Annotated in this window: 18 protein-coding genes and 1 pseudogene; 15 read left to right on the top strand and 4 right to left on the bottom strand. The window is 50.0% G+C overall.

The features are described 5' to 3' along the window. Positions 1–305: 305 nt before the first annotated feature. The 6 genes from ACTCCX_RS08650 to ACTCCX_RS08625 all read left to right on the top strand — a co-directional run bounded on the left by ACTCCX_RS08650 (position 306) and on the right by ACTCCX_RS08625 (position 7,490). Complete coding sequence (locus tag ACTCCX_RS08650; RefSeq protein ID WP_463275621.1) at positions 306–767, top strand: hypothetical protein; 462 nt, start codon at positions 306–308, stop codon at positions 765–767. A gap of 66 nt (positions 768–833) precedes the next feature. Then, positions 834–1,640 carry a carbonic anhydrase gene (locus tag ACTCCX_RS08645; protein ID WP_463275620.1) on the top strand — a complete coding sequence of 269 codons (807 nt, stop codon included), beginning with the start codon at positions 834–836 and terminating at the stop codon, positions 1,638–1,640. A 174-nt stretch (positions 1,641–1,814) separates the two neighbouring features. After that, the gene (locus ACTCCX_RS08640) at positions 1,815–2,726 is read left to right on the top strand and encodes an AEC family transporter (protein WP_463275619.1); all 912 of its coding nucleotides are present in this window, start codon (positions 1,815–1,817) and stop codon (positions 2,724–2,726) included. A 315-nt stretch (positions 2,727–3,041) separates the two neighbouring features. Further along, positions 3,042–4,430, top strand: coding sequence for a PTS transporter subunit EIIC (locus ACTCCX_RS08635; RefSeq protein ID WP_463275618.1), 1,389 nt, complete (start codon positions 3,042–3,044; stop codon positions 4,428–4,430). Between the two features lie 508 nt (positions 4,431–4,938). After that, positions 4,939–6,177: an L-lactate MFS transporter gene (locus ACTCCX_RS08630; protein WP_463275617.1), complete on the top strand. Its 1,239-nt coding sequence runs from the start codon at positions 4,939–4,941 to the stop codon at positions 6,175–6,177. A gap of 308 nt (positions 6,178–6,485) precedes the next feature. Continuing rightward, positions 6,486–7,490 (top strand): LCP family glycopolymer transferase, encoded by a 1,005-nt coding sequence (locus ACTCCX_RS08625; RefSeq protein WP_463275616.1) that lies wholly within the window; start codon positions 6,486–6,488, stop codon positions 7,488–7,490. Between the two features lie 352 nt (positions 7,491–7,842). Here ACTCCX_RS08625 and ACTCCX_RS08620 read toward each other — a convergent pair whose 3' ends face one another. Further along, entirely contained in the window at positions 7,843–7,965 is a 123-nt protein-coding gene (locus ACTCCX_RS08620) for a hypothetical protein (protein ID WP_463275615.1), read from the bottom strand. A 63-nt stretch (positions 7,966–8,028) separates the two neighbouring features. Further along, positions 8,029–8,544 (bottom strand): PLP-dependent cysteine synthase family protein, encoded by a 516-nt coding sequence (locus ACTCCX_RS08615; protein WP_463275614.1) that lies wholly within the window; start codon positions 8,542–8,544, stop codon positions 8,029–8,031. Between the two features lie 301 nt (positions 8,545–8,845). On the opposite strand from ACTCCX_RS08615, the gene ACTCCX_RS08610 reads away from it, so the two are divergent. The 4 genes and pseudogenes from ACTCCX_RS08610 (at position 8,846) to ACTCCX_RS08595 (ending at position 15,765) form a co-directional block, all read left to right on the top strand. Then, positions 8,846–10,324: a sucrose-specific PTS transporter subunit IIBC gene (locus ACTCCX_RS08610; RefSeq protein WP_463275613.1), complete on the top strand. Its 1,479-nt coding sequence runs from the start codon at positions 8,846–8,848 to the stop codon at positions 10,322–10,324. A gap of 77 nt (positions 10,325–10,401) precedes the next feature. After that, positions 10,402–11,892, top strand: coding sequence for a glycoside hydrolase family 32 protein (locus tag ACTCCX_RS08605; RefSeq protein ID WP_463275612.1), 1,491 nt, complete (start codon positions 10,402–10,404; stop codon positions 11,890–11,892). 865 nt (positions 11,893–12,757) lie between these two features. After that, positions 12,758–13,954, top strand: a complete 1,197-nt coding sequence (locus tag ACTCCX_RS08600; protein ID WP_321293100.1) for a glycine betaine/L-proline ABC transporter ATP-binding protein — start codon at positions 12,758–12,760, stop codon at positions 13,952–13,954. Continuing rightward, positions 13,947–15,765: pseudogene (locus tag ACTCCX_RS08595) on the top strand (ABC transporter permease/substrate binding protein). The gene ACTCCX_RS08600 and the pseudogene ACTCCX_RS08595 overlap by 8 nt, the downstream one beginning before the upstream one ends. Before the next feature lie 335 nt (positions 15,766–16,100). On the opposite strand, the gene ACTCCX_RS08590 reads toward ACTCCX_RS08595, so the two are convergent. Both ACTCCX_RS08590 and ACTCCX_RS08585 read right to left on the bottom strand, forming a co-directional pair. Then, on the bottom strand, positions 16,101–16,916 hold the full coding sequence (locus ACTCCX_RS08590; protein ID WP_321293101.1) for a Fic family protein: 816 nt from the start codon (positions 16,914–16,916) through the stop codon (positions 16,101–16,103). Between the two features lie 78 nt (positions 16,917–16,994). Next, complete coding sequence (locus ACTCCX_RS08585; protein ID WP_463275611.1) at positions 16,995–17,399, bottom strand: type II toxin-antitoxin system HicB family antitoxin; 405 nt, start codon at positions 17,397–17,399, stop codon at positions 16,995–16,997. Positions 17,400–17,975: 576 nt separating this feature from the next. Between ACTCCX_RS08585 and ACTCCX_RS08580 the strand changes: the two genes are divergently transcribed. From ACTCCX_RS08580 to ACTCCX_RS08560, 5 genes are all read left to right on the top strand, one after another. Beyond that, the gene (locus tag ACTCCX_RS08580; RefSeq protein ID WP_463275610.1) at positions 17,976–19,340 is read left to right on the top strand and encodes an aminotransferase class III-fold pyridoxal phosphate-dependent enzyme; all 1,365 of its coding nucleotides are present in this window, start codon (positions 17,976–17,978) and stop codon (positions 19,338–19,340) included. A 93-nt stretch (positions 19,341–19,433) separates the two neighbouring features. Then, positions 19,434–19,763, top strand: coding sequence for a P-II family nitrogen regulator (locus ACTCCX_RS08575; RefSeq protein ID WP_463275609.1), 330 nt, complete (start codon positions 19,434–19,436; stop codon positions 19,761–19,763). A 27-nt stretch (positions 19,764–19,790) separates the two neighbouring features. After that, entirely contained in the window at positions 19,791–20,108 is a 318-nt protein-coding gene (locus tag ACTCCX_RS08570; RefSeq protein WP_463275608.1) for a P-II family nitrogen regulator, read from the top strand. Positions 20,109–20,146: 38 nt separating this feature from the next. Further along, on the top strand, positions 20,147–20,995 hold the full coding sequence (locus ACTCCX_RS08565; protein WP_319469943.1) for an ABC transporter permease: 849 nt from the start codon (positions 20,147–20,149) through the stop codon (positions 20,993–20,995). 24 nt (positions 20,996–21,019) lie between these two features. Beyond that, entirely contained in the window at positions 21,020–22,078 is a 1,059-nt protein-coding gene (locus ACTCCX_RS08560; RefSeq protein WP_463275607.1) for a taurine ABC transporter substrate-binding protein, read from the top strand. Positions 22,079–22,081: the final 3 nt, after the last annotated feature.

The following is a 22,081-nucleotide window of genomic DNA, read 5'->3' as shown; positions in this document are numbered from 1 at the left end:
GGGCGATCCCTTGGATGTGCCTGACCGCCATGCGCACGCGCAAGTGTTCACCTGGAGCGCGGATGGGTTTCCGATTTTCGGCGAACCCGGGACAGACAACGGATAACAGGCAAAGTATGGAAAGAAATAGGTTTGTCCCAATCAAACTACTTGGATTGTGGAAAAGAACGCTGAAACGAAAAGACTATTCCCTGAAGATTGGGAATGGTCTTTTTGTTGTTACCCATTTTATCTTTTTGGTCGACATGTTTTTTGCCGTATGTGATGATTGAAACAGGCATAAATATCAGAATGGATGGGGAAGAATGATGAGCGAAAAAGAAATTGGATTATCCGTAAAAAATGAGGAGCGGGCCGGAAGAAGCCTGAAGACAATGGAAGCAATCAAAAATAAGCATTACGCAGGCGGACATCTGACAAAAGAGGAAGCCATGGAATTGACCGAGGTACCGCTCGATGAGCTGTGCGCAGCCGCTGATGATGTGCGTGCGCATTTCTGTGGAAATGTGTTCGATGTCTGCACAACCCACACCTATGATGACAAGGTCGCCGCCATCCGCGCCGCGCAACAGGCCGGCCTGACCGTCTGCAGCGGCGGCATCACAATCGAACAGGATATGCGCATGCTGGCTGAACTCGGTTACGAAGTGGTCCTGCGCGACGACTTATGGGACGGGATAGCCCCACCTTTCCCTCAGCGCAATATCCTTTTGAATGCAGAAATCAGAAGTGGTCGGCTGTTGATTTATTGTTTTTCATCGACTTGACCGATAATTTAATTTCTGTTTTTTGTATAATAAGTAGATATTGTTTAAAGGAGGAAGCGTGGAATAATGAATGATGCAAAAGGATTAAACAAAGTCTTGGCGGTTTTGGGGGCATTCGCCTTATTGGGTCTGAGCGGCTGCGGTCAAGAAGCAGTTATTGAAACAGACAGCAGCATTCAAGCGACGACGGAACAGACTTCCGGAAGCGTAAATGAAGAAGGTGCCGAAGAGCATTTGGACTATGAGGACCAGGATGAATGGGTTTTCGAATCCGGTGAGATGCAATCCCCGATCAATATCGAAACGGGTGCGGCCGAAGCGATGGCAACAGACGGCTCTCTGACGTTGGATTATGCGGAGGAGATCATCGATGTGATCGACAACGGACACAGCATCGAAATCGAGGACGGCGGGCAGGCGATAATTGCCGGGCGTAGTTTTGAATTGGCCCAATTCCATCTGCACTCCCCGAGCGAGCATACAGTGGATGGCGAAAGCTTCCCAATCGAACTGCATTTTGTCCACAAAGCACAGGACGGACGCCTGGCGGTCATTGCGGTTTTCTTTAAAGAGGGAACAGAGAATGCTGCCTTCCAGGCGATCCTGGATGATGTGGAGGCGAACGAAGAATCAACGGTTGCGAGCGGGCTCAGCCTGAACGTTGCCGAGCTGCTGCCAGCCAACAAAAGCTACTACCATTACCTGGGCTCTTTGACGACACCGCCGCTGACCGAAAATGTCGAGTGGTATGTGTTGGCGAATCCTGTTGAGGTATCAGCGGAACAGATCGCGGCCTTCAATGAATATTATGATGGCAACAACAGAGAAGTCCAACCGTTGGGCGAGCGTTCTGTTTTGAAGTACGAAGAATAGCAAGCCTCTCAAAGTTCCGCCAAGCCCATTCCAGTGGGGAAGGCGGAACTTTTTTGAATGCTCTGATCGAGGATGCAAAAGAATCCGTAACGCGATTACTAAATACTGAAAGATCGGATGCGACGGCACTTTTTTTGTTATAATTGAAGGAAAAAAGCGAGCAGGGGGAACGTAATGGGGGAAATAGCAGCAAAAGCCGCATCATTGATTTTGATCATCGTGATCGGCTACGTCATCAAACGGATCGGATGGGTAAGCGCGGAGGATTTTCCGAAATTCTCCAAAATTGTGTTGCGGATCACTTTGCCTTGCGCGCTGATCACCAGTTTCAATACGTTCGACATCACCTACAACCTGTTGTTTTTAACCGCGATCGGCATCATCACGAATCTGGTCCAACAAATTACCGGCTATCTGTTGAATCAGCGCAAAGGCGGCATAGAGCAGGCTTTCGGAATCATCAACATCGGCAGCTACAATGTCGGTGCCTTTGCGATGCCGTACATCGCCGGATTGATGGGTCCGCAGTCGATCATCTTCGCTTCCCTTTTCGATGTCGGCAATTCCTTCGGCGCTGCCGGAATCGGTTATGGCTGGTCCCGGTCGGTGGCGGATGATACACAAAAAACGACCTTATGGGGCTTCCTCAAGCTCATGTTCCTTTCACCGTTGTTCGACACCTATCTGTTGCTGCTTTTGATGCGTCTGTTCGGGCTGCAATTGCCGGACGCGGTCATCACCTTCACGGCCACGGTAGGCGGTGCCAATACGTTCATGGCGATGCTGATGATTGGGATCGGTTTGGAACTGGGCTTGGATGCCCATCGCTTCAAGCTGGCCTTCAAATATCTGGCCATCCGCTACGGGTTTTCGCTGATTTTCTCCATCCTGATCGTCCTATTCCTGCCGGTCTCAACGGTCGTGAAGACGATCCTCTGCATGCTGTTCTTTTCACCGATCGCTTCAATGGCGACCGGCTTCACCGACGAAGCTGGGGGTGACGTTGAAACCTCGGCCTTCATGAATTCCGTCTCCATCCTGATTGGGATTTTCGCGATGCCGCTGGTGTTGGCGGTTATGGGATAACTAAATACAGAATCATCGTCATGGTCAAAAAACTGCCCATCTCTATGTCACGTCGCACTTTGCCTTCATTTTGAGGCTTTTGCCAAGGAAAGGTCGTCGCCAGTCGGTCCATAATAAACACAAAAATTTTTTGGAAAACGCTTGACTTTAACTATGAAAGGGTTTACTATTTAAATCAAGAGGAACCGGTTTCACTGATGGGAAACTTACTTCTTTCATTTTTGAACCGGAAAGGAACCGGTTCCTTAATAGGTTGAAACACAGCTTGTATTGCACTTATTCTTAGGCACAACAGAACAAAAGGAGGAATCATTAATGAAAAATGAACAAACCATCAAAGACATTCTTGACGCTGTGGGAGGCCAAGATAATGTCAAAAATTTTGAACACTGTGCTACCAGACTTCGAATTATCTTAAAAGATAACAGCAAGGTGAGCAAGGAAAAAGCGGAAAATGTCACTGGAAGCAAAGGTTACTTCTTTAACACAGGACAACACCAGTTCATTTTCGGAACTGGAAAGGTAAATGAAGTCTATGCTGAATTTAAGCAATATACGAAGATGGATGAATCAGCGGATACAGCCTTTAAAGAAGACGTTTACTCCAATATGACTCCCGTTCAGAAAGTCGTTCGAACTTTGGCGGATATTCTGATTCCTCTGATTCCTGCACTGGTCACAACGGGACTATTAATGGGTCTAAGAGGACTTCTTGTGGAGTTGGGTGTAGAATTTAGCCCACTTATGCTGAGCATGTTCCAGATGCTGACAGATACCGCATTTGCTTTCCTACCAGTACTTATTGCCTATAGTGCCACTCGTAAATTTGGCGGAAATCCCATCATCGGTATCGTAGTCGGTCTTATGATGGTAGCTCCCCAGTTGCCTAATGCTTGGGCTGTTGCCGGTGGAGACGCTGAAGCATTCAACGTTTCTTTCTTGGGACTGAATATTCCTATTGTAGGTTATCAAGGGTCCATCATCCCCGCTATCGTAGCAGGGTATCTGGTATCAAGAATTGAGAAAGAGCTACGGAAAGTTGTTCCTCAGATTATCGACCTGGTTGTAACGCCGTTTGTAACGTTAACAGTAACCATTTTTCTAATGCTCTTTATCCTAGGTCCTATCACTCATACATTAGAGATTGCAGTCAGTGACTTTATCGTTATGCTGGTTAATGCACCTTTTGGTATTGGATATATCATATTTGGCGCACTTCAACAACTCTTGGTTATTACAGGACTTCATCATTCTTTGTCAATCATTGAGCTTCAGCTACTTGCCGATACAGGTGAAAATGTGCTAAACCCACTTATTACAGCCAGTATGGCCGGACAATTAGGGGCAGCGATCAGTGCAGCTTTACTAATGAATGTTAAACTAAAGAGAACTAACGCTATTTCTTCTTCCACATCTACCTTATTTGGAATTACAGAACCTCTTCTCTTCGGTGTGAATCTGAGAAATTTGAGAATACTGGTTTCCGGCATGTTGGGAGGAGCTGTGGGTGGTCTGCTTACGTCTATCTTTGGCCTATCCGCTACAGGTATGGGGATCACCTTTGTTCCTGGATTGTTGCTGTACACCAGTAGTTTCGCATCTATGATCCAGTACCTGATTGTCATTGCAGGGGCCTTTGTGACAGCGTTCATTGCTGTGAAAGTACAGTCGAACAAAATTGCAGAGCAGATCAATTTAGATTAATTAATTCAATAAAGAAAGAGGGGAGTGCCTCAGAACCAGAAAATCTTTTTCTGGTTCTGGGGCACTCCCTTTTCTATGGTTATGGGCAGAGTCTGGATGCTGAACTGTACGCACTACGGTGTGAGAGGAAAGTAGCTGGATGAACCGTGTTTTCCTCCGGCGAATGCAGGCTACGCCGGAGTTCGGCCCACAGATAAAGTTGTTTCCTCCGATGAGGAGGTGCCCGCCGGAGTTGGATTCCTCAAGTTACCGTTTTCCTCCGGCGAGCGGCCCCCTCGCCGGAGCAGGACGCCGCGCACGAGGCTCCGCTCCGCTCTGCTTCCAAAAAATATATAGCGTCAACCTATATCTGCGTATATCAATTAAGTGTTACCGTATAACCCGATTCCATGGCATACTGGAACAACCTACATTAATGAAAGGTATGAGCAAATATTGGGATAGCAGCATTGTTTTTGCACCGCTATCCCTGAAAATAAAAAGGAAACAGGAAAAGGGGGAACAATAAATGAAGAAAGAAACAAATCGTTGGGTGGTCCTGATCAGTTCGATGGGGATCTTGTTGTGTACCGGTATCGTTTACACATTCAGTGTTTTCGCAGGACCGTTGGCGGAATTACGCGGATGGGCGGTGCCGGATATCATGATGGCGTTCGCGATCAATTCCGCAGTGGGGCCGATCCCTATGATCTTCGGGGGGTATTTTACGGACCGCGGCTGGGCAAAATGGATTGCTCGCATCGGCGTCGTTCTTTTCGGGATCAGCTTTGCTTTCACTGGACAAGCGACGAGCATCTTCCAGTTGTACCTGATCTACGGCATCTTCGGCGGCTTTGCGCAGAACTTTGCCTACTCCGCGTGCCTCAGCAACACGATCCGCTTTTTCCCGGACAAAAAAGGGTTGGCTTCCGGTCTGATCACGGGCGGCATGGGCGGAGCGGCGATCATCGCAGCTCCGATCGCGAATGCGCTGATTGAGCGCTACGGCGTCAGCCAAGCATTCTGGCGGATGGGCTTGGCATATGCGCTGATCGGCTTCTTTTTCAGTCTGTTCATCCGTTCGGCACCGAAACAGGCCGTACCGCAAACGGCTGCGGCATCTGAAAAGGCTCCAGTTAGAACAAATACCGCAAACAAAAATTGGAAGGAAATGTTGGCAAGTCCGGCATTCTACTTGTTGATCCTGATGTTCGCGATGGGCGCCTTTTCCGGCCTGATGATTGCTTCGAATGCTTCATTGATCGGCCAGTCCATGTTCGGTTTGTCGGCATCGGCCGCAGCCGTTTACGTCAGTCTCTATTCTTTGAGCAACACGTCCGGCCGGGTATTCTGGGGAGCAGTCTCCGATCGCATCGGCCAGATCCGCGCAGTCATCATCATCTACAGTGCCATCATTTTTGCCTTCGTGCTGCTTGTCAGTGTCAACCAAGTATGGGCCTTCGCTGTCGGAGTCGTTACTTTGGGCCTCTGCTTCGGCGGCGTGATGGGCGTCTTCCCGGGATTGGTCATGGACAACTTCGGTCCGGCGAACCAGGGCGTCAACTACGGCATCGTCTTCATCGGTTTTTCGAGTGCCGCCTTCGTCGCTCCGAAAGCGACGGCATCATTGGCAGCGGCCAATAATGGAGACTTCACGAAAGCTTTCTATGTCGCAATCGCTGTCGTCGTAATCGGACTGGGATTGAGTCTTGTCTATGCGAAAAGAAAAGCCTCAATCGTGAAGACGGGCGTAGAAACTGTGCAGTAAAAGCTGAATTTCTAAGCCAATAATAGTGGAACACCCTAAAAATCCAGTTTAGGGTGTTTTTTCTGTTAACAGAGGCAGCCAGATATTTTCGGAAATTGTAATTGGATGATTGTTACGAAGCGGACAATCTGATTATTATTCTTTATTCGACGGGTTTTTTTCTTTAAAATTATTTGGATAAATTTATAAGGGAGACTGGTGCTCAAATATTGCAAAACGACTTTACTATCCAAGCAAAGTAATCTAAAATATAGGGAACACCAACAATTATCTTATAGTTGGCTTTCAGGAAAGAGGAGAAAAAAACAATGCGATCAGATAATCGAAAAAAGAATGGCATGAAAATTTTTGTGAGTATCCTTGCAATTCTGGTAATCAGTATACTGGGGTATGTCTACTCAATCTATGCAAACGTAAAAAATACAATGGATACGGCTTATACACCGGTTGAAGTCGAGGACTTCCGAACGACCAATACCGGAACGGTTACCGACTCTTCGGCAACAGGCGATGAGGAGAGCCGTGCGGATGCCGGAGCGCTTACTCCGTCGGAACTTTTGGAGGCTGGCGAACCCGTTTCGATACTGTTGCTCGGTGTGGACACCGGAGATTTAGGGCGCACGGAACAAGGACGCTCCGATTCGATGGTCGTCGTCACAATCAATCCGCACACTCAAAAGACGACATTATTAAGCATTCCCCGCGATACTTACACTGAAATCGTCGGCTATGGCACTTCAGACAAAATCAACCATGCCTATGCATTCGGTGGTACCGCTATGTCCATCAATACCGTCCAACAGATGTTGGACATCCCGATCGATTTCTACGTGATGGTCAATATGGCCGGCATCCAGGAAATCGTCGATGCAGTCGGCGGCATCACTGTCGAAAGTCCGCTTGCCTTCAGCCAGAACGGGTTTGATTTCGTGGAGGGCACCAACCAATTGAACGGCGAAGCGGCATTGGCATTCGCACGCATGCGCTATGAAGATCCGGCAGGCGATACCGGTCGCCAAGGCAGACAGCGTCTCGTTATCGAAGGCGTCATCCGCAAACTGGCGACACCGGAAACCTTGCTGAACTACCAGACTATTCTTCAATCCCTGTCTGCCAACATGCAAACAAGCTTCCAGATGTCGGATTTCTACACCCTGCAAAACAAGGATTACCTCGGCGCGGTCGACAACATGCAGCAGGAACAGCTCGGCGGTACCGGGGGAATGATGAACGAAATCTACTATAACTTCGTGGACGAAGCCGAAATGGCGCGCGTGCAAAACCTACTGCAAGCAGAACTCGAACTCGAATAAACGCATCAGGCACCTCTTGTAGGATGGACCAACATGAATAAGAAAAATAATCTGTTGGAAAAGTTGCTGGTCGTGGGATTGATCGGGCTGTTCGGCTATCCTATGGCGACGCTGAGCGGGAGCCTGATTGCCGAATGAAAAGTGACCGAGTAATGAATCAATAAATGTGAAAAGACAACAAATACAGCCTGGCAACATCCACTGCGATGTCGTCAGGCTGTATTTTTGTGATCTTGTCGCCTGTTCCTTGTTATCCCTTAACATTTAATTCTTCCGCTTCACCGGATTGCACACATGCCGAGCAGTTCGACGTCACAAGCCAAATGATCTGGAGAAACGCTCTGTTCGTACATCAGGTCGGTGGAGAGGTATTTTTTGTTGTCGTCGGCAAAGACGGTCGCGACAACGGCGTTCCGATCGCCGGGAAGGCCAGACAATCCGGATAGCTTTCCTGCAGAATATCCTTGACGCCCATCAGCGTTCCGCCGGTGCCGACACCAGCAACGAAGCCCTGCGGTCGCTTTCCGAAAGTCTCGAGCTAGGCCAGAATCTCTTTGCCGGTCGTCGCGTAGTGGGCAGCGCAATTTTCAGGATTGGAGAATTGGTGCGGCAGAAACGCGCCTTTAGTTTCGCCCATTAGGTCGGCAAGGGCGATCGAACCGGTGAAGCCGCCCTCCGCTTTGGAAACGAGCCGGATTGTCGCCCCATAACTTTCAATCAGGCTGATCCTTTCCTTGCTCATCCAGTCGGGCATGAAAATCGTGACCGGATTGCCCAGATAGGCACCAATCGCCGCAAAAGCGATGCCGGTGTTGCCACTGGTCGCCTCAGCGATCGGCGTACCTTCAGCAATAGCGCCGGTTTCGTAGGCCTGATGAAGGATATGGCAGGCAACACGGTCCTTAATGCTGCCGGAGTAATTGTAGTATTCCGCCTTCGCATAAACGAGCCGCGGTTCGCCTTTGTAAAGTAAAGAAATTTCCAGCATAGGGGTATGGCCGATCAAAGCCGCTAAACCATCAAATTTTTCGGACATTTTTGTGGATATCGTCATGGTCAAAAAACCTCCCATTCCTGTGTCATGCCGCTGTTCGTCTTCATTTTAACGCTTTTTCCGTGGAATGGCTAACGCCAGCTGATCCAAAAAAAAAACAAAATAATTTTTTATAAAACGCTTGACTTTATCTTTGAAAGGGTTTACTATTCATATCAAGAGGAACCGGTTTCACCAACATGAAAAACCAGCTCCTTATCATTTTGGGACTAAAAAGGAACCGGTTCCGAGATGGAAATGAAACACTGCTATTATTGCACTTATTCTTAGGCACAACATACCAAAGGGAAGAGGGAGAAAAATGGATTACAAAAAGATTGCAGCAGAATTGTTGACGGATATCGGCGGGAAAGACAACGTACAGGCAGCGACGCACTGCGCGACACGACTACGCTTGGTTTTGAGGGATGAAAGCAAGGTCGATCAAGCGGGATTGGACGCACGCGACGAAGTCAAAGGGACTTTCTCAACGGCTGGCCAATACCAAATCATCCTTGGATCCGGAACAGTCAATGAAGTCTACAAAGAATTCATCAAAATGGCCGGCATCGACGCCATGAGCAAAGAGGAAGTCAAAACAGCCGGCACGCAAAAACTGAACCCGATCCAACAAGGCGTCAAGATGCTTTCAGATATCTTCGTACCAATCATCCCGGCCATCGTAGCCTGCGGTTTGATGATGGGTTTGAACAACGTATTCACCGCACCGGATTTGTTTGTTGCCGGAAAATCGCTGATTGAAGCTTATCCTGCCTTCGCAGGTTTTGCAGCGATGATCAACACGTTCTCCAACGCCGCTTATGTCTTCCTGCCTGTCCTGATCGGTTTCAGCGCAACGCAGAAATTCGGCGGAAACCCTTACTTGGGAGCTGTTTTGGGGATGTTGATGGTCCACCCGGATCTTGTCAATGCCTACGCCTATCCGTCAGTCTTGGCTGCAGGCGAAGTGCCTTTCTGGGATATCTTCGGATTCGAAATCGCTAAAGTCGGTTACCAAGGAACAGTACTGCCGATTCTGTTTGCGGCATTCATCCTAGCTAAAATCGAAACATTCCTGCACAAACGCGTGCATACATCATTGGACAACCTGGTCACACCGCTGTTCGCTTTAATCATCACTGGCTTCCTGACTTTCACATTGGTGGGCCCGCTGACGCGCACGCTCGGCGATGTGATGACAAACAGCCTTGTCTGGTTGTACGACACGACAGGTGCCATCGGCGGAGCCATCATCGGTTTCTTCTACGCGCCACTGGTTGTTACCGGTATGCACCACAGCTTCATCGCAGTTGAAACGCAATTGTTGGCCGATATCGCCAAAACAGGCGGTACGTTCATCTTCCCGATCGCAGCAATGTCAAACGTGGCTCAAGGAGCTGCCGCATTGGCGATGTTCTTCATTATCAAGGAACAAAAAGCGAAAAGTTTGGCTTCCGCTTCCGCCATCTCTGCTTACTTGGGGATCACTGAGCCAGCCATGTTCGGTATCAACTTGAAATATCGCTACCCGTTCTACGCAGCAATGATCGGTTCCGGCGTCAGCAGCGCGTTCATTTCCTTCTTCAAAGTCAAAGCGATCGCATTGGGTGCAGCCGGTCTGCCGGGCGTCATCTCGATCAAACAAGAAGAATTATGGTTCTACATCCTGGGCATGCTGATTGCGACAGTAACGACAGTAGGCATGACCTACGTCTTCAGTAAACGCGACTGGACAAAAAGCGAAGCGAAAAAAAAAAATGAGGAACAAGTTCATTCAATTCTGAATAAGGAAACACTGTGACCTAATTGGTCTGATTTCCGAGAGGCAGGCTAGGACTGCTGAACATAGGATTAATTTGACACGGAAAGGAATAAACGATGAAAGAATGGACGCGCGAGGAGCGCTATAAACAAATCTCGGATTATTCCGACAACTATCTGGAAGAATTGGCGAAAAGGGTGGCGCAGTCCCCCTTCCGCCAAAACTACCACATCCAACCGAACACAGGCCTTCTGAACGACCCGAACGGCTTCACTTATTTCGACGGCAAATGGCATCTCTTCTATCAATGGTTTCCGATGGGCGCGGTCCATGGCCTGAAGCACTGGTTCCATCTGACTTCGACGGACCTCGTGCATTGGAAAGAGGAGGGCGTCGCGCTGTTGCCCGACACGGCGTACGACAGCCACGGCGTCTATTCCGGCAGCGGCTTCGTCAAGGACGGCCAGCTGCACATCATGTACACCGGCAATGTCCGCACGGAAAAATGGGAAAGGGTGCCGAACCAGATTGTTGCCCGCATGGAGGCGGACGGCAGCTTCACTAAGTTCCTGCCGCCTGCTATCGCCGGCAATCCGGAAGGCTACACTGACCACGTCCGCGATCCCAAAGTCTGGGAGCAGCACGGTATCTACTATGCCGTCATCGGTGCCCAACGCAGCGACGAAACCGGCACGATCCTGATGTACCGCTCTGCCGATGCCTTGGAATGGGAATTGATGGGCGAAGTCGACGCCGGCTTGCCGGACTTCGGCTACATGTGGGAATGTCCGGACCTGTTCGAGATCGACGGCAAAACAGTGCTGCTGTTTTCTCCGCAAGGAATCGAGCCGGAAGGCGACCGCTACCACAACATTTTTCAGACCGGCTATGTCATCGCCGATGATTTCCGGATGGATGAGCTGAAATTGGAGCATGATGGCTTCCAGGAACTGGATGCCGGCTTCGATTTCTACGCCACCCAGACCGCCGAAAGTCCGGATGGCCGCCGCATTCTGACGGCCTGGATGGGATTGCCGGACGTCGCGTATCCGACCGACAGCGAAGACTGGGCCCACTGCCTGACATTGCCGCGCGAGTTGTCCATCAAGGATGGCAAACTGATCCAGCAGCCGGTCCGCGAATTGGTGGCTTTACGCAAAGAGCAGACTGTTTCCGACGCCGGTTTACTGTCTGGCGAAAAGCGTATCGATCGCGACGGCGCAAACGGCTACGAACTCCAGCTGGATGTAGCCTTCCCGGCGTCTGCGAACCACGCGCCGGTGACAGTGGATCTCTGCGAAGATGCCGCCAACGACAAACGTTTCCGCATCACCTTGGATCCAACCACTAAGAAAATCACGATCGACCGCAGCCGCTGCGGCGTTCCGTTCGCCGAAGAATTCGGCACGACCCGCACGCTGGCGCTCGGACAGATGGATGAAGTGAAGCTGCAGATTTTCGTCGACACCAGTTCGATCGAAATCTTCGTCAACGACGGCGAAGGCACCTTCACCTCACGCGTCTTCCCGCAAGCGGGAGAGACCGGCCTGTCGCTCGCGGCAGGCAGCACAATCGATTACAGCCTCGAACTTTGGGAATTGGCCTGAAGAAGCGAGAAATCATAATTGAACGCCCCCCCCCTTGCTCTGCTGACAGAGCAAGGGGGGGGCGTTTTTTTGCATTTGGCTTGCGGAGGCGCGGATGTAAACAACTCGTGGAGACACGGAATAGCCCGCCAAAAGCGGTTTGGCGGGGAAAAAAGCAGCGCGCGCAACCGAGTTTCCCCGCCAAGCGTGCATTGGAAGGTTATTTTCAGGAAATCTGCCCCTAAAAGCCCGCCAAAATCATTTTGGCGGGCTTTCTCGATACAAGTGCTTGTAAAATAACCTGTCGGTGCGCGCTGCGGAACAACAGCCAACAGAATGGTAGCCACGAGTTCCTTTATTTTCGGGAATTGTCGAATGAACCAACGATATCCGACAAACTGCACTCTGAAAACAGCGAAATTGTCGAATGAGCGATGACATTCGACAATTTTGACATTACGAGCTGCTGAATTGTCGAATGCGACGAATACATTCGACAATTTGAGCTCTAACCGTAGCAAAATCATTGTTTGTATCAGTATGTTGCGCGGTCCGTAAAGCAACATATCGACTCTTCAAATAACTTTTTTTAAAAAAATTCAGATAGTTCACGGTTACCTTTAGAAAGCGTGTGTAAGCGCATTCTTTTTCACGGAAATTTCACATAATTTTCGTTTTTGATTTGCATATCCGCGCCATAACTGGATAATAGTGGTTATAGCTTTGTGATGTAACAAAATTATCTTCAATTTATGTTTTCGTAATAAATGAAAATATAACACTATATTTGTACATTGCGGAGGACCATAATCGGATTCGGGATTTACTTCCTACTATTAAAAGAATCCACGCATATAGCATCGAAAATTTGAGAGGAGAAATGCACTTGTCGAAAATAATAATCGAAAACGTCACTAAAATTTTTGGAAAAAAAGCAGATAAGGCTTTGGAAATGCTTGAACAAAAGAAGAGCAAGCAAGACATCCTGCGCGCCACTGGAGCGACTGTCGGAGTCAACAATATCAGTCTTTCTATAGAAGAAGGGGAAATCTTCGTCATCATGGGGCTTTCCGGGAGCGGAAAGTCCACGCTTGTGCGGATGTTCAACCGTCTGATCGAACCGACGAAGGGGAACATCCTGATCGATGGAGAGAATCTGTCGGTCATGGACAAGAAAGCATTGCGCCAAGTCCGCCGGGAAAAAATGAGCATGGTTTTCCAGAACTTCGGCTTGTTCCCGCACCGCACCATTTTGGAGAACACCGAGTACGGACTGGAAGTGCAAGGCATCGCAAAAGCGGAGCGCAAGGAAAGAGCGCAACGTGCCTTGGAAAATTCCGGATTGGGAGACTACAGCGATCAGTATCCGCACCAATTATCAGGTGGGATGCAGCAGCGGGTCGGCTTGGCCCGTGCCTTGGCGAATGATCCGGAAATCCTGCTGATGGACGAGGCCTTCTCGGCTTTGGATCCGCTGATCCGTCGTGAGATGCAGGATGAACTGTTGGATCTGCAGGAAAACGTCAAAAAGACCATCATCTTCATCACCCATGATCTGAACGAAGCTTTGCGCATCGGTGACCGGATCGCGTTGCTGAAGGACGGGGAATTGGTCCAGATCGGTACGCCTGAGGAAATTCTGACCAATCCGGCAACACGCTATGTCGAAAAATTCGTGGAGGACGTTGACCGTTCGAAAGTACTGACGGCCGAACACATCATGAAGCGTCCAATCGTCATGAATATCGAAAAACATGGCCCGCTCTTCGCATTGGAATTATTGCGCCAAGAAGGGATTTCGACAATCCTTGTGGTGGACAATCACCGCAGACTGAAAGGGTACATCACTGCCGAGGACGCTTCGAAAGCGTTGAAAGCCAACGCCACAAAAGTGGATGGCATCCTCAGAGAAGATATCCCGACCGTCTCCAAAGATACTACCTTGAGCGATATTTTCCCGATCATCCATGATTCAAACTCACCGGTTGCTGTCATCGAAAACGACAGATTGGTGGGTGTCCTTGTCAGAGGCGCCGTCATAGCCGCTTTGGCAGGAGAAAGTGAGGTGTCCGTAAATGGATAATCTATTAAATTTCATTCCTGAATTGCCGGTTGCCGAGTTCACTGAATACATCACGGACAAGACCGCTGACACGTTCAGCTTCCTGTTCGATCCGATCAAAGAGCATTCGCAAGCCGCAATCGATTTGTTGACGTCAACACTGACAGCCATCCCGGCAGTCATCCTGATCGCATTAGTGGCCCTGCTGGCGTTCTTTGCCTCAGGGAAAAAATTCGGCCTGGCCATCTTTTCAGTCGTCGGTCTCTGGTTCATCCATAACCAAGGGCTCTGGGAAGACTTGATGTTCACCTTGACGCTGGTCCTGTTCTCGAGTTTGCTGTCCGTCCTGATCGGTGTGCCTTTCGGTATTCTGATGGCGAAAAGCAAAATCGCGAACAACATCATCAATCCGGTTCTGGATTTCATGCAGACAATGCCGGCTTTCGTTTATCTGATTCCGGCCGTAGCCTTCTTCGGAATCGGGATGGTTCCAGGGGTGCTCGCGTCACTTATTTTCGCGATTCCGCCGACCGTCCGCTTCACGAATCTGGGAATCAGACAAGTTTCCACCGAACTGGTTGAAGCAGCCGAATCTTTCGGCAGCACCGGCGCACAAAGGTTGTTCAAAGTCGAATTGCCGCTGGCGAAATCCACGATCATGGCCGGCATCAACCAGACCGTCATGTTGTCCTTGTCGATGGTCGTCATCGCTTCGATGATCGGTGCTCCTGGATTGGGCCGTAATGTCCTTTCCGCCTTGCAACGCGCCAAAATCGGTTCCGGATTCGTATCCGGATTGGCTTTGGTTGTGCTTGCCATCATCATCGACCGTCTGACCCAGAAATTCAGCAAAAAAAGCGCATCATAAAACTGTTTAATGACTCAACTATTCCTAATTGCCAAACAAAAAGGAGAGAAACATACATATGACTAAAACAACAAAACGTAACTGGAAACGCCTTGGACTTACTGCCGGATTAGGCTTAGGTGTCTCACTGATCGCCGCTGGCTGCGGTGCGACCGACACAGAGTCCATGGAAGATACAGTCGGCAAAGGCCAGGAAATCGAATTGGCTTACGTCGAATGGGATGACGCAGTGGCCACAAACCATGTCGTTGCCCAAGTATTGGAAGATCTTGGTTACGATGTGACATTGACTCCATTGGATAATGCAATCATGTGGGAAGCCGTCTCCACAGGCGAAGCGGACGCCATGCTGAGCGCTTGGCTGCCAGGAACGCATGGTGCGCAACTGGAAGAATACGGCGACAAGATGGTCGACCTGGGCGGAAACCTTGAAGGCGCGAAAATCGGATTGGCTGTTCCTGCGTACATGGATGTCGATTCGATCGCTGATTTGACCGATCAAGCAGGCAAATCCATCACCGGAATCGAGCCAGGTGCCGGTATCGTAGCAGCCACTGAACGCGCGTTGGCTGAGTATCCGAACTTGAGCGATTGGGCGATCGAAACGTCCTCATCGGGCGCCATGACCGTCACACTCGGACAAGCGATCGAAAATGAAGAAGATATCATCATCACAGCTTGGAATCCGCATTGGAAATTCTCGGCTTATGACCTGAAATACCTGGATGATCCCAACGGAATTTTCGGCGGCGAAGAGACAGTCCACACGATGGTTCGTGAAGGACTCGAAACCGACATGCCGGAAGCTTACCAAGTATTGGATCAATTCCAATGGACTATCGAAGATGTCGAAGCTTTGATGCTCCAAATCTATGAAGGCGAATCAGCTGAAGACGCTGCCGAAGCCTTCGTAGAAGCCAACCCGGATCTGGTCGCAGAATGGACTGCCGGCGTAGCTAAATAACTGAATCTTGAACACTAGCAGCAGCTCTTTTTCATACCGAAAATGCAGCGGATGTCCGATTCATCAGCGTTATCGGACAACCATCGAACCGAACGTGCAGCGGATGTCCGATTCATCAGTGTTATCGGACAACCATCGAACTGAACGTGTTCCGGATGTCCGATTCTTCGGTGTTATCGGACAACCTTCAATCTAAATGTTTCAAGGCACAATGGTGAGACTCGGAAACCAGATAACCACCTGGAATTCGGTTACTTCACGAAAAAAAAGCGAAGGCCACCAGCATCCGCATGCTGACCGTCTTCGTTTTTTTTAGTTCTTTTAAACATTTTCTCTTATTCTTTAGTGTACATTTCTTCATCCGATAGAATATTCTTTTTGCCCAACAGCAGATTTTCAAAAAACATTTTCAAGAACTGTTTATCCTGTTTCTCGCCATGATAATGGTAGAGCACGAGGGCGTTTCTGAAGTAGTCGGCATGTTCGCTGAAGAGCGAATTGTCGATGTGGAACCCTAATTTCCTCAGATACTGGATGCCGAAAACAGCGACTGTCCGGGTATTTCCTTCCCTGAAAGGATGGACTTGCCAAATGTCCGCCAAAAATGCCATCGCATGCAGCGCTTTCTGCTCGTTGGTCAGGACACTGTACGAGAAATTCTGTTCTTTTTCAAAATCGTACGCCAAAGTATCCTGGATCATGAAATGCGAACTGTATTGGACAGTCTCCCCATCGAGAACGGGCTCTTTCTTGGTGATGTTCACCGTCCGGAACTTGCCTACCGGAATTTCTTCCGGGAAAACATCAGCGAACAAATGCCTGTGGATGCCCAACAGCGTGGAAGGCGAGAGCAGGAAGTGATCTTCGGCCAGCAACTCTGCAATCCGGAGCGAAACGATATCTGCCTCGACTGTGCTGGCATCCACCTGTGTCTCCCGGTGATAATCCGAAATTTCGCGATAAATGGCATCGTATCCTTTTTTTCCTTCTATATGCTCATAGGCCAGTTCGACCATATACTCGGATGGGCTGAGACCATCGACTTTTTGCAGGCCGAACGCCGTCTGCCACAGCGCCAATTTTATCTGATACGGTAACTCGTTCTCGGCGACATCATAACTGGGCGGTAATTTGCTTTCTGGATAGTCCATAAATAAAACCCCATTTCAAATGGAAAAGTAACGTGCTTCCTAATGATTATACAACTTATTCAGGAAAGTTGCGCTGAGTCAGACGCCCAATTTTTCCTTTAAAGCCTCTGTCAAAGTCAAAGAGAAGTTGATGCCTCTTTCGATGCCGAGTTCATTCAAATAATTTGGGATCGTCAGTGTCTTTTTCACGACCTTGTTGTCGCGCTGCGCTTTGTATTTTTTAAAATTAATATCCACAAGTGTCTTTATCTGAGTATTTTTTTGTTGATAGGCGATATGATCTGGTAAGGGTAGAGGCTCGGTTTGCTCCAGTTTGTCGATTGCTGCAAAACCGATATAATCCCTGGCCATCGTGATGGCGTCCGCCAAATCTTTTCCTTGAGTGTAGCCATTCACATCCGGTATCTCGACGAAATAAGGGTATTCCTCCGCCAAGTCGACGGTGATGTAGATCGGGTAGATGTATACTTTGTCTTCAATCATGATGGGTCCTCCTCTTATGACTGCATAGTTCTATATAAATTATTATACGTGTGTTATACGTGTTTGCCAAATTGGTATTAAACTAAATTACTTCTTTTCGTTCTTTTGAACATTTTGTCTTTTATTTATTAGGTAAACTTCCGAATATTCTCCCAAACTCGACCCTATCAACGGCAGAATTCCTCACATGCCTCCTCTTCATAACCGTCAGAAAACTTATCCGCAATCGAAGCATGTCAGTAAATCTGACGCACAATCCTGAAAAATGGCGTCATTTTCTGTAACGGCGCTAAAATATATCGATAGTCCATACAGCTTATCCCACCAGCCACAAACCTGAAAGCCCTCACAATTTTTCGGCTTCGAAAGTCAGTTTCTTTTCAGAAAAACCTTACAAAACTGACAAACAGCAGCAAATAACCACTATTGTAAGCGGAATAATTTCCGGATGAAAGCAGAAATGTCATAAAGTCTATCATGAAATTAGAGCTTTTTATTTACGATGATCCGCAATCCCCGTATTATGGGGACATATTAAAAAACGATTAAAAAAGAATTTCATCGGGAGGGAACAGCATGACAGTGAACGCAACATGGAATACAACGACAGCAACACCTCTAACCGGAGAAGAAGTAACAGCGATGGATCAACAGTACGTGATGCGAGCCTGGTCGAAGCAGGGCCAAGCTGCCATGGCAGTCGAAAAGGCGGAAGGCATTTATTTTTGGGATTACGATGGCAACCGCCAAGTGGATATGTCCTCCTTGTTGGTGAACGCGAACATCGGCCATCAGCATCCGAAAGTCGTGAAGGCGATCCAGGATCAGGCTGCCAAGATGTGCTTCATGGCACCGAGTTATGCGACCGATGTGAAATCCTTGTTGGCGAAGAAGCTGGTCGAGCTGGCCGGCGGGGATATGGCGCGCGTGTTCTTCACGAATGCCGGGGCCGACGCGAACGAGAATGCGATCAAGATGGCGCGGATCGCGACCGGGCGCACGAAAGTCTTCAGCGGCTACCACAGCTACCACGGCGCAACGCTTGCCGCTTCCAACGCTTCCGGGGATTCGCGACGCTTTGCTGCCGAAATCGGCGGCGCGAACGGCTTCGTGAAATTCTCCAATCCGTCTCCTTACCGCGACAACCTTCCGTTCGAAAGCGAAGAGGAACTGACAGCCTTCTATCTCAAGAAACTGGCTGAACAGATCCAATACGAAGGCCCGTATAATGTGGCGGCCATCCTCCTGGAAACGGTCATCGGCGCGAACGGCATCATCGCCTATCCGCAAGGCTATCTGGAAGGGGTGCGCAACCTCTGCAACAGCTACGGCATCGTGATGATCTGCGATGAAGTCATGGCCGGTTTCTACCGGACCGGAACAGCTTTCGCTTTCCAGCAATACGCGTTCACGCCGGACATGATCACCTTCGCCAAAGGGGTGACGTCAGGCTATGTGCCGCTGGGAGGCGTGATCGTCTCCGAGTGGATCAGCGAATACTTCACCGAAAACCAACTCCAATGCGGCTTGACCTACAGCGGCCACACATTGGCTTGCGCGGCCGGCTTGGCGACATTGGAAGTCTACGAGGACGAAAACATCGCCGCCAACGTCGAGAAAATCGGCGCACGATTGAAAGACTATCTGGAAGAGATGAAAGTCAAGCATCCTTGCGTCGGCGATGTTCGCACTTACGGCCTCTTCTGCGGGGTGGAGCTGGTGCTCGACAAGGAAACGCGCGAACCGCTTGTGCCGTTCAACACGCCGAACCGGATCATGCCGGCCATCTACAAGGAACTGAAGGACCGAGGCTTCTCGACTTTTGGCCGCGAAACGACGATCAGCGTCTGCCCTCCGCTTACGATCACCGAAGCAGAGTTGGCTGAAGTGATGCCGATCCTGGATGAAGTGCTGACGCTTGTCGATGCGACCTATCTGTAAAATGCGCCGGATCTCGGCCGCACCACATTTCCAAAAAAATCTTTCAAAAAATCTACTATCTAATGAAGAAAACAGCCTAAAGGGGTGGAGCGCATGCTAGTGAAAATTGAGGCCATCGTGAGGCCGGAGAAGACCGAACAGATTTTAGCGAAACTCGCCGAAAAGGGACACACCGCCGTGACGCGGATGGACGTGTACGGACGGGGGAAACAGGCAGGCATCCATATCGGAGACGTCTTCTACGACGAATTGCCGAAGGAATTGCTGTTCTTGGTGGCCGAGGCAGCCCATGAAAAGGAAATCGTCGACGTGATCACCACACAGGCGCGCACAAGTGACCTGGGCAACTACGGCGACGGCCGAATATTCGTGCACGCAATCGAAAATGCCTATACGATCAGTAACGGCGCAGAAGGACTTTAATAGAAGGACTGTAAAGGTGGGAATTGTATGAAGGAAGTGACAGCAATCATTCGCCTGAACAAGGTGACGGAAACGAAACAAAAACTGGCTGCGGGCGGCTTTCCGGGGTTCACTTGCCGAAAAGTCTTCGGACGCGGCAAGAACCCGCTGATAGGAAGAGACCTGCGCGAACAAGTCGGACACAGCGTGCTGATGCCGAAACGGATGTTTACGATCGTGACGGAGGATGAGGATGTGGACAACGTGATCGGCATCCTGCTGGCGGTCAACAGCACCGGCCAGGCGGGGGACGGCAAGATTTTCGTGCAAACGATCGCCCGCGAATACCGGGTGCGCCGCGCATGACCCAATTCAGGAAAACAGAGACCAAGGAGGACAAGTTTATGAAGAAAGCAGATACGCTCACAAGCGATGCACTGATTCCCGAGCAAAGCACGTCCGCGACCGCGGCAAAGAAAAGACGAAAGAGGATCCAGCCGGAAAAAATGATCACCGTCGGCACCGTTGCAGCGATCATGGTGCTCTGGTATGTCGTTACCGCGCTGGGGCTGGTCAGCCCGATGCTGCTGCCGAGCCCGTTGGCGGTTTGGACGGCCTTCGTGGAGATTCTCTTCAACGGCTATAAAGGCTTCTCCTTGCTGCAGCACATCGGCACCAGCTTATGGCGCCTGCTCAGTGCCTTCGGATTGGCGATCATCGCCGCGATTCCGTTAGGCCTGCTCAGCGGCTACAACACGAAGATCAAAGCGGCCTTGGATCCGATCATCAACTTCTACCGTCCGCTGCCGCCATTGGCTTACTACACATTGTTGGTGATGGGGCTCGGGATCGCCGATGCTTCGAAAGTCGCCTTACTTTTCCTGGCGGCCTTCGCTCCGATCTACGTCAGCTGCGTCTCGGCCGTTGCGAAAGTCAACACAGACTTCATCAACAGCGCCAAAACGGTCGGCGCCAGCCAGACGCAAGTGTTCTTCCATGTCATCCTGCCGTCCTGCTTACCGGATATCCTGACGAGCCTGCGCACCGCACTCAGCGTCGCCTATACGACCCTCGTTTCGGCGGAGATGGTCGCGGCGATGACCGGGATCGGTTGGTTGGTCCTCGATGCAAGCAATTACCTGCGCAGCGACATCGTCTTCGTCGGCATCATCATCATGGGCATCACCGGCATTCTTTTAGATAAAATCATCGTCAGCATCCAAAATAAATTTGTCCCTTGGGCAGGAAAATAATCGGAAAATACTAGGAGGCTTTTTATGAAAAAAACTAATATGTTCTCTAAACTACTGTTCTTATCTTGCTCGGCACTTCTGTTCGCGGCTTGCGGCAGCGCGGACAGCGCGACCGACTCTTCCACCGCTTCGGCGGGCGGCGATCTGCCCGAGAAAGTCGTCATCGCGACTCTGGAAATGCCGAACGACGAAGGCATCGCGAAAGCGGAAGGCTATTTCGAGGATGAATTGGGTGTGCCTGTCGAAGTCGTCCAATTCGAAAGCGGAAAAGCAATCAACCAGGCCATGGTTTCCGGCGCCGTCGACTTCGGCTTGACCGGTTCGGGCTCGGCCGTATTGGGCATCGCTTCGGGCATCCCGATTGAAATGATCTGGATCCATGAGACGCTCGGTTCCGTGGAATCGTTGGTTGCCAAGAGCGCGCTGAATGCGACCTCCCTGGAAGACCTAAGAGGCAAGAACATCGGCGTTCCTTTCGCCAGCACGGCCCACTACAGCCTGCTGCGCGCCATCACAGCCAGCGGTTTTGAAGAGACTGATTTTGCACTGATCGATCTGCAGCCGTCCGACCTCTTTGCGGCTTGGCAGCGCGGCGACATCGACGCGGCCTACATCTGGGAGCCTACCCTCAGCGAACTTTTGGCTGATGGCAACATCGTCCTGCACAGCGGTGACGTGGCTGAAATGGGCTACATGACCGCCAACGTCGAAATCGTCCGCAGCGAATTCGGGGAAGCCTATCCGGAAATCGTCGAGAAATACATCGCTTGCGTCGATAAAGCCGTAACGCTTTACCGGGAAGATCCCGATCAAGCCATCGCGATCATCGCTGGGCAATTGAACATCACCGAAGCGTCTGCCAAGCTCCAAATGGAAGGTCAAAACTGGATTTCCGCTGAGGAACAATTGGATGCAGCCAACCTGGGCACTTCCGGAGCAGTCGGCGCAATGGCGGCCACCATGTATGACATGGGCCAATTCTACCTGGATCAAGGCAACATCACCGCATCGCCGAGCGAAGAAGATTTCGCTGAAGGCATCAACACAACGTACATCGAAGCTTATCTGGATTCGAAAGAGTAGGGG

The organism is Trichococcus sp., assembly GCF_055118575.1.
The sequence above is the reverse complement of the archived record's forward strand: the minus strand, read 5'-3'. Positions and strand labels throughout refer to the sequence as shown.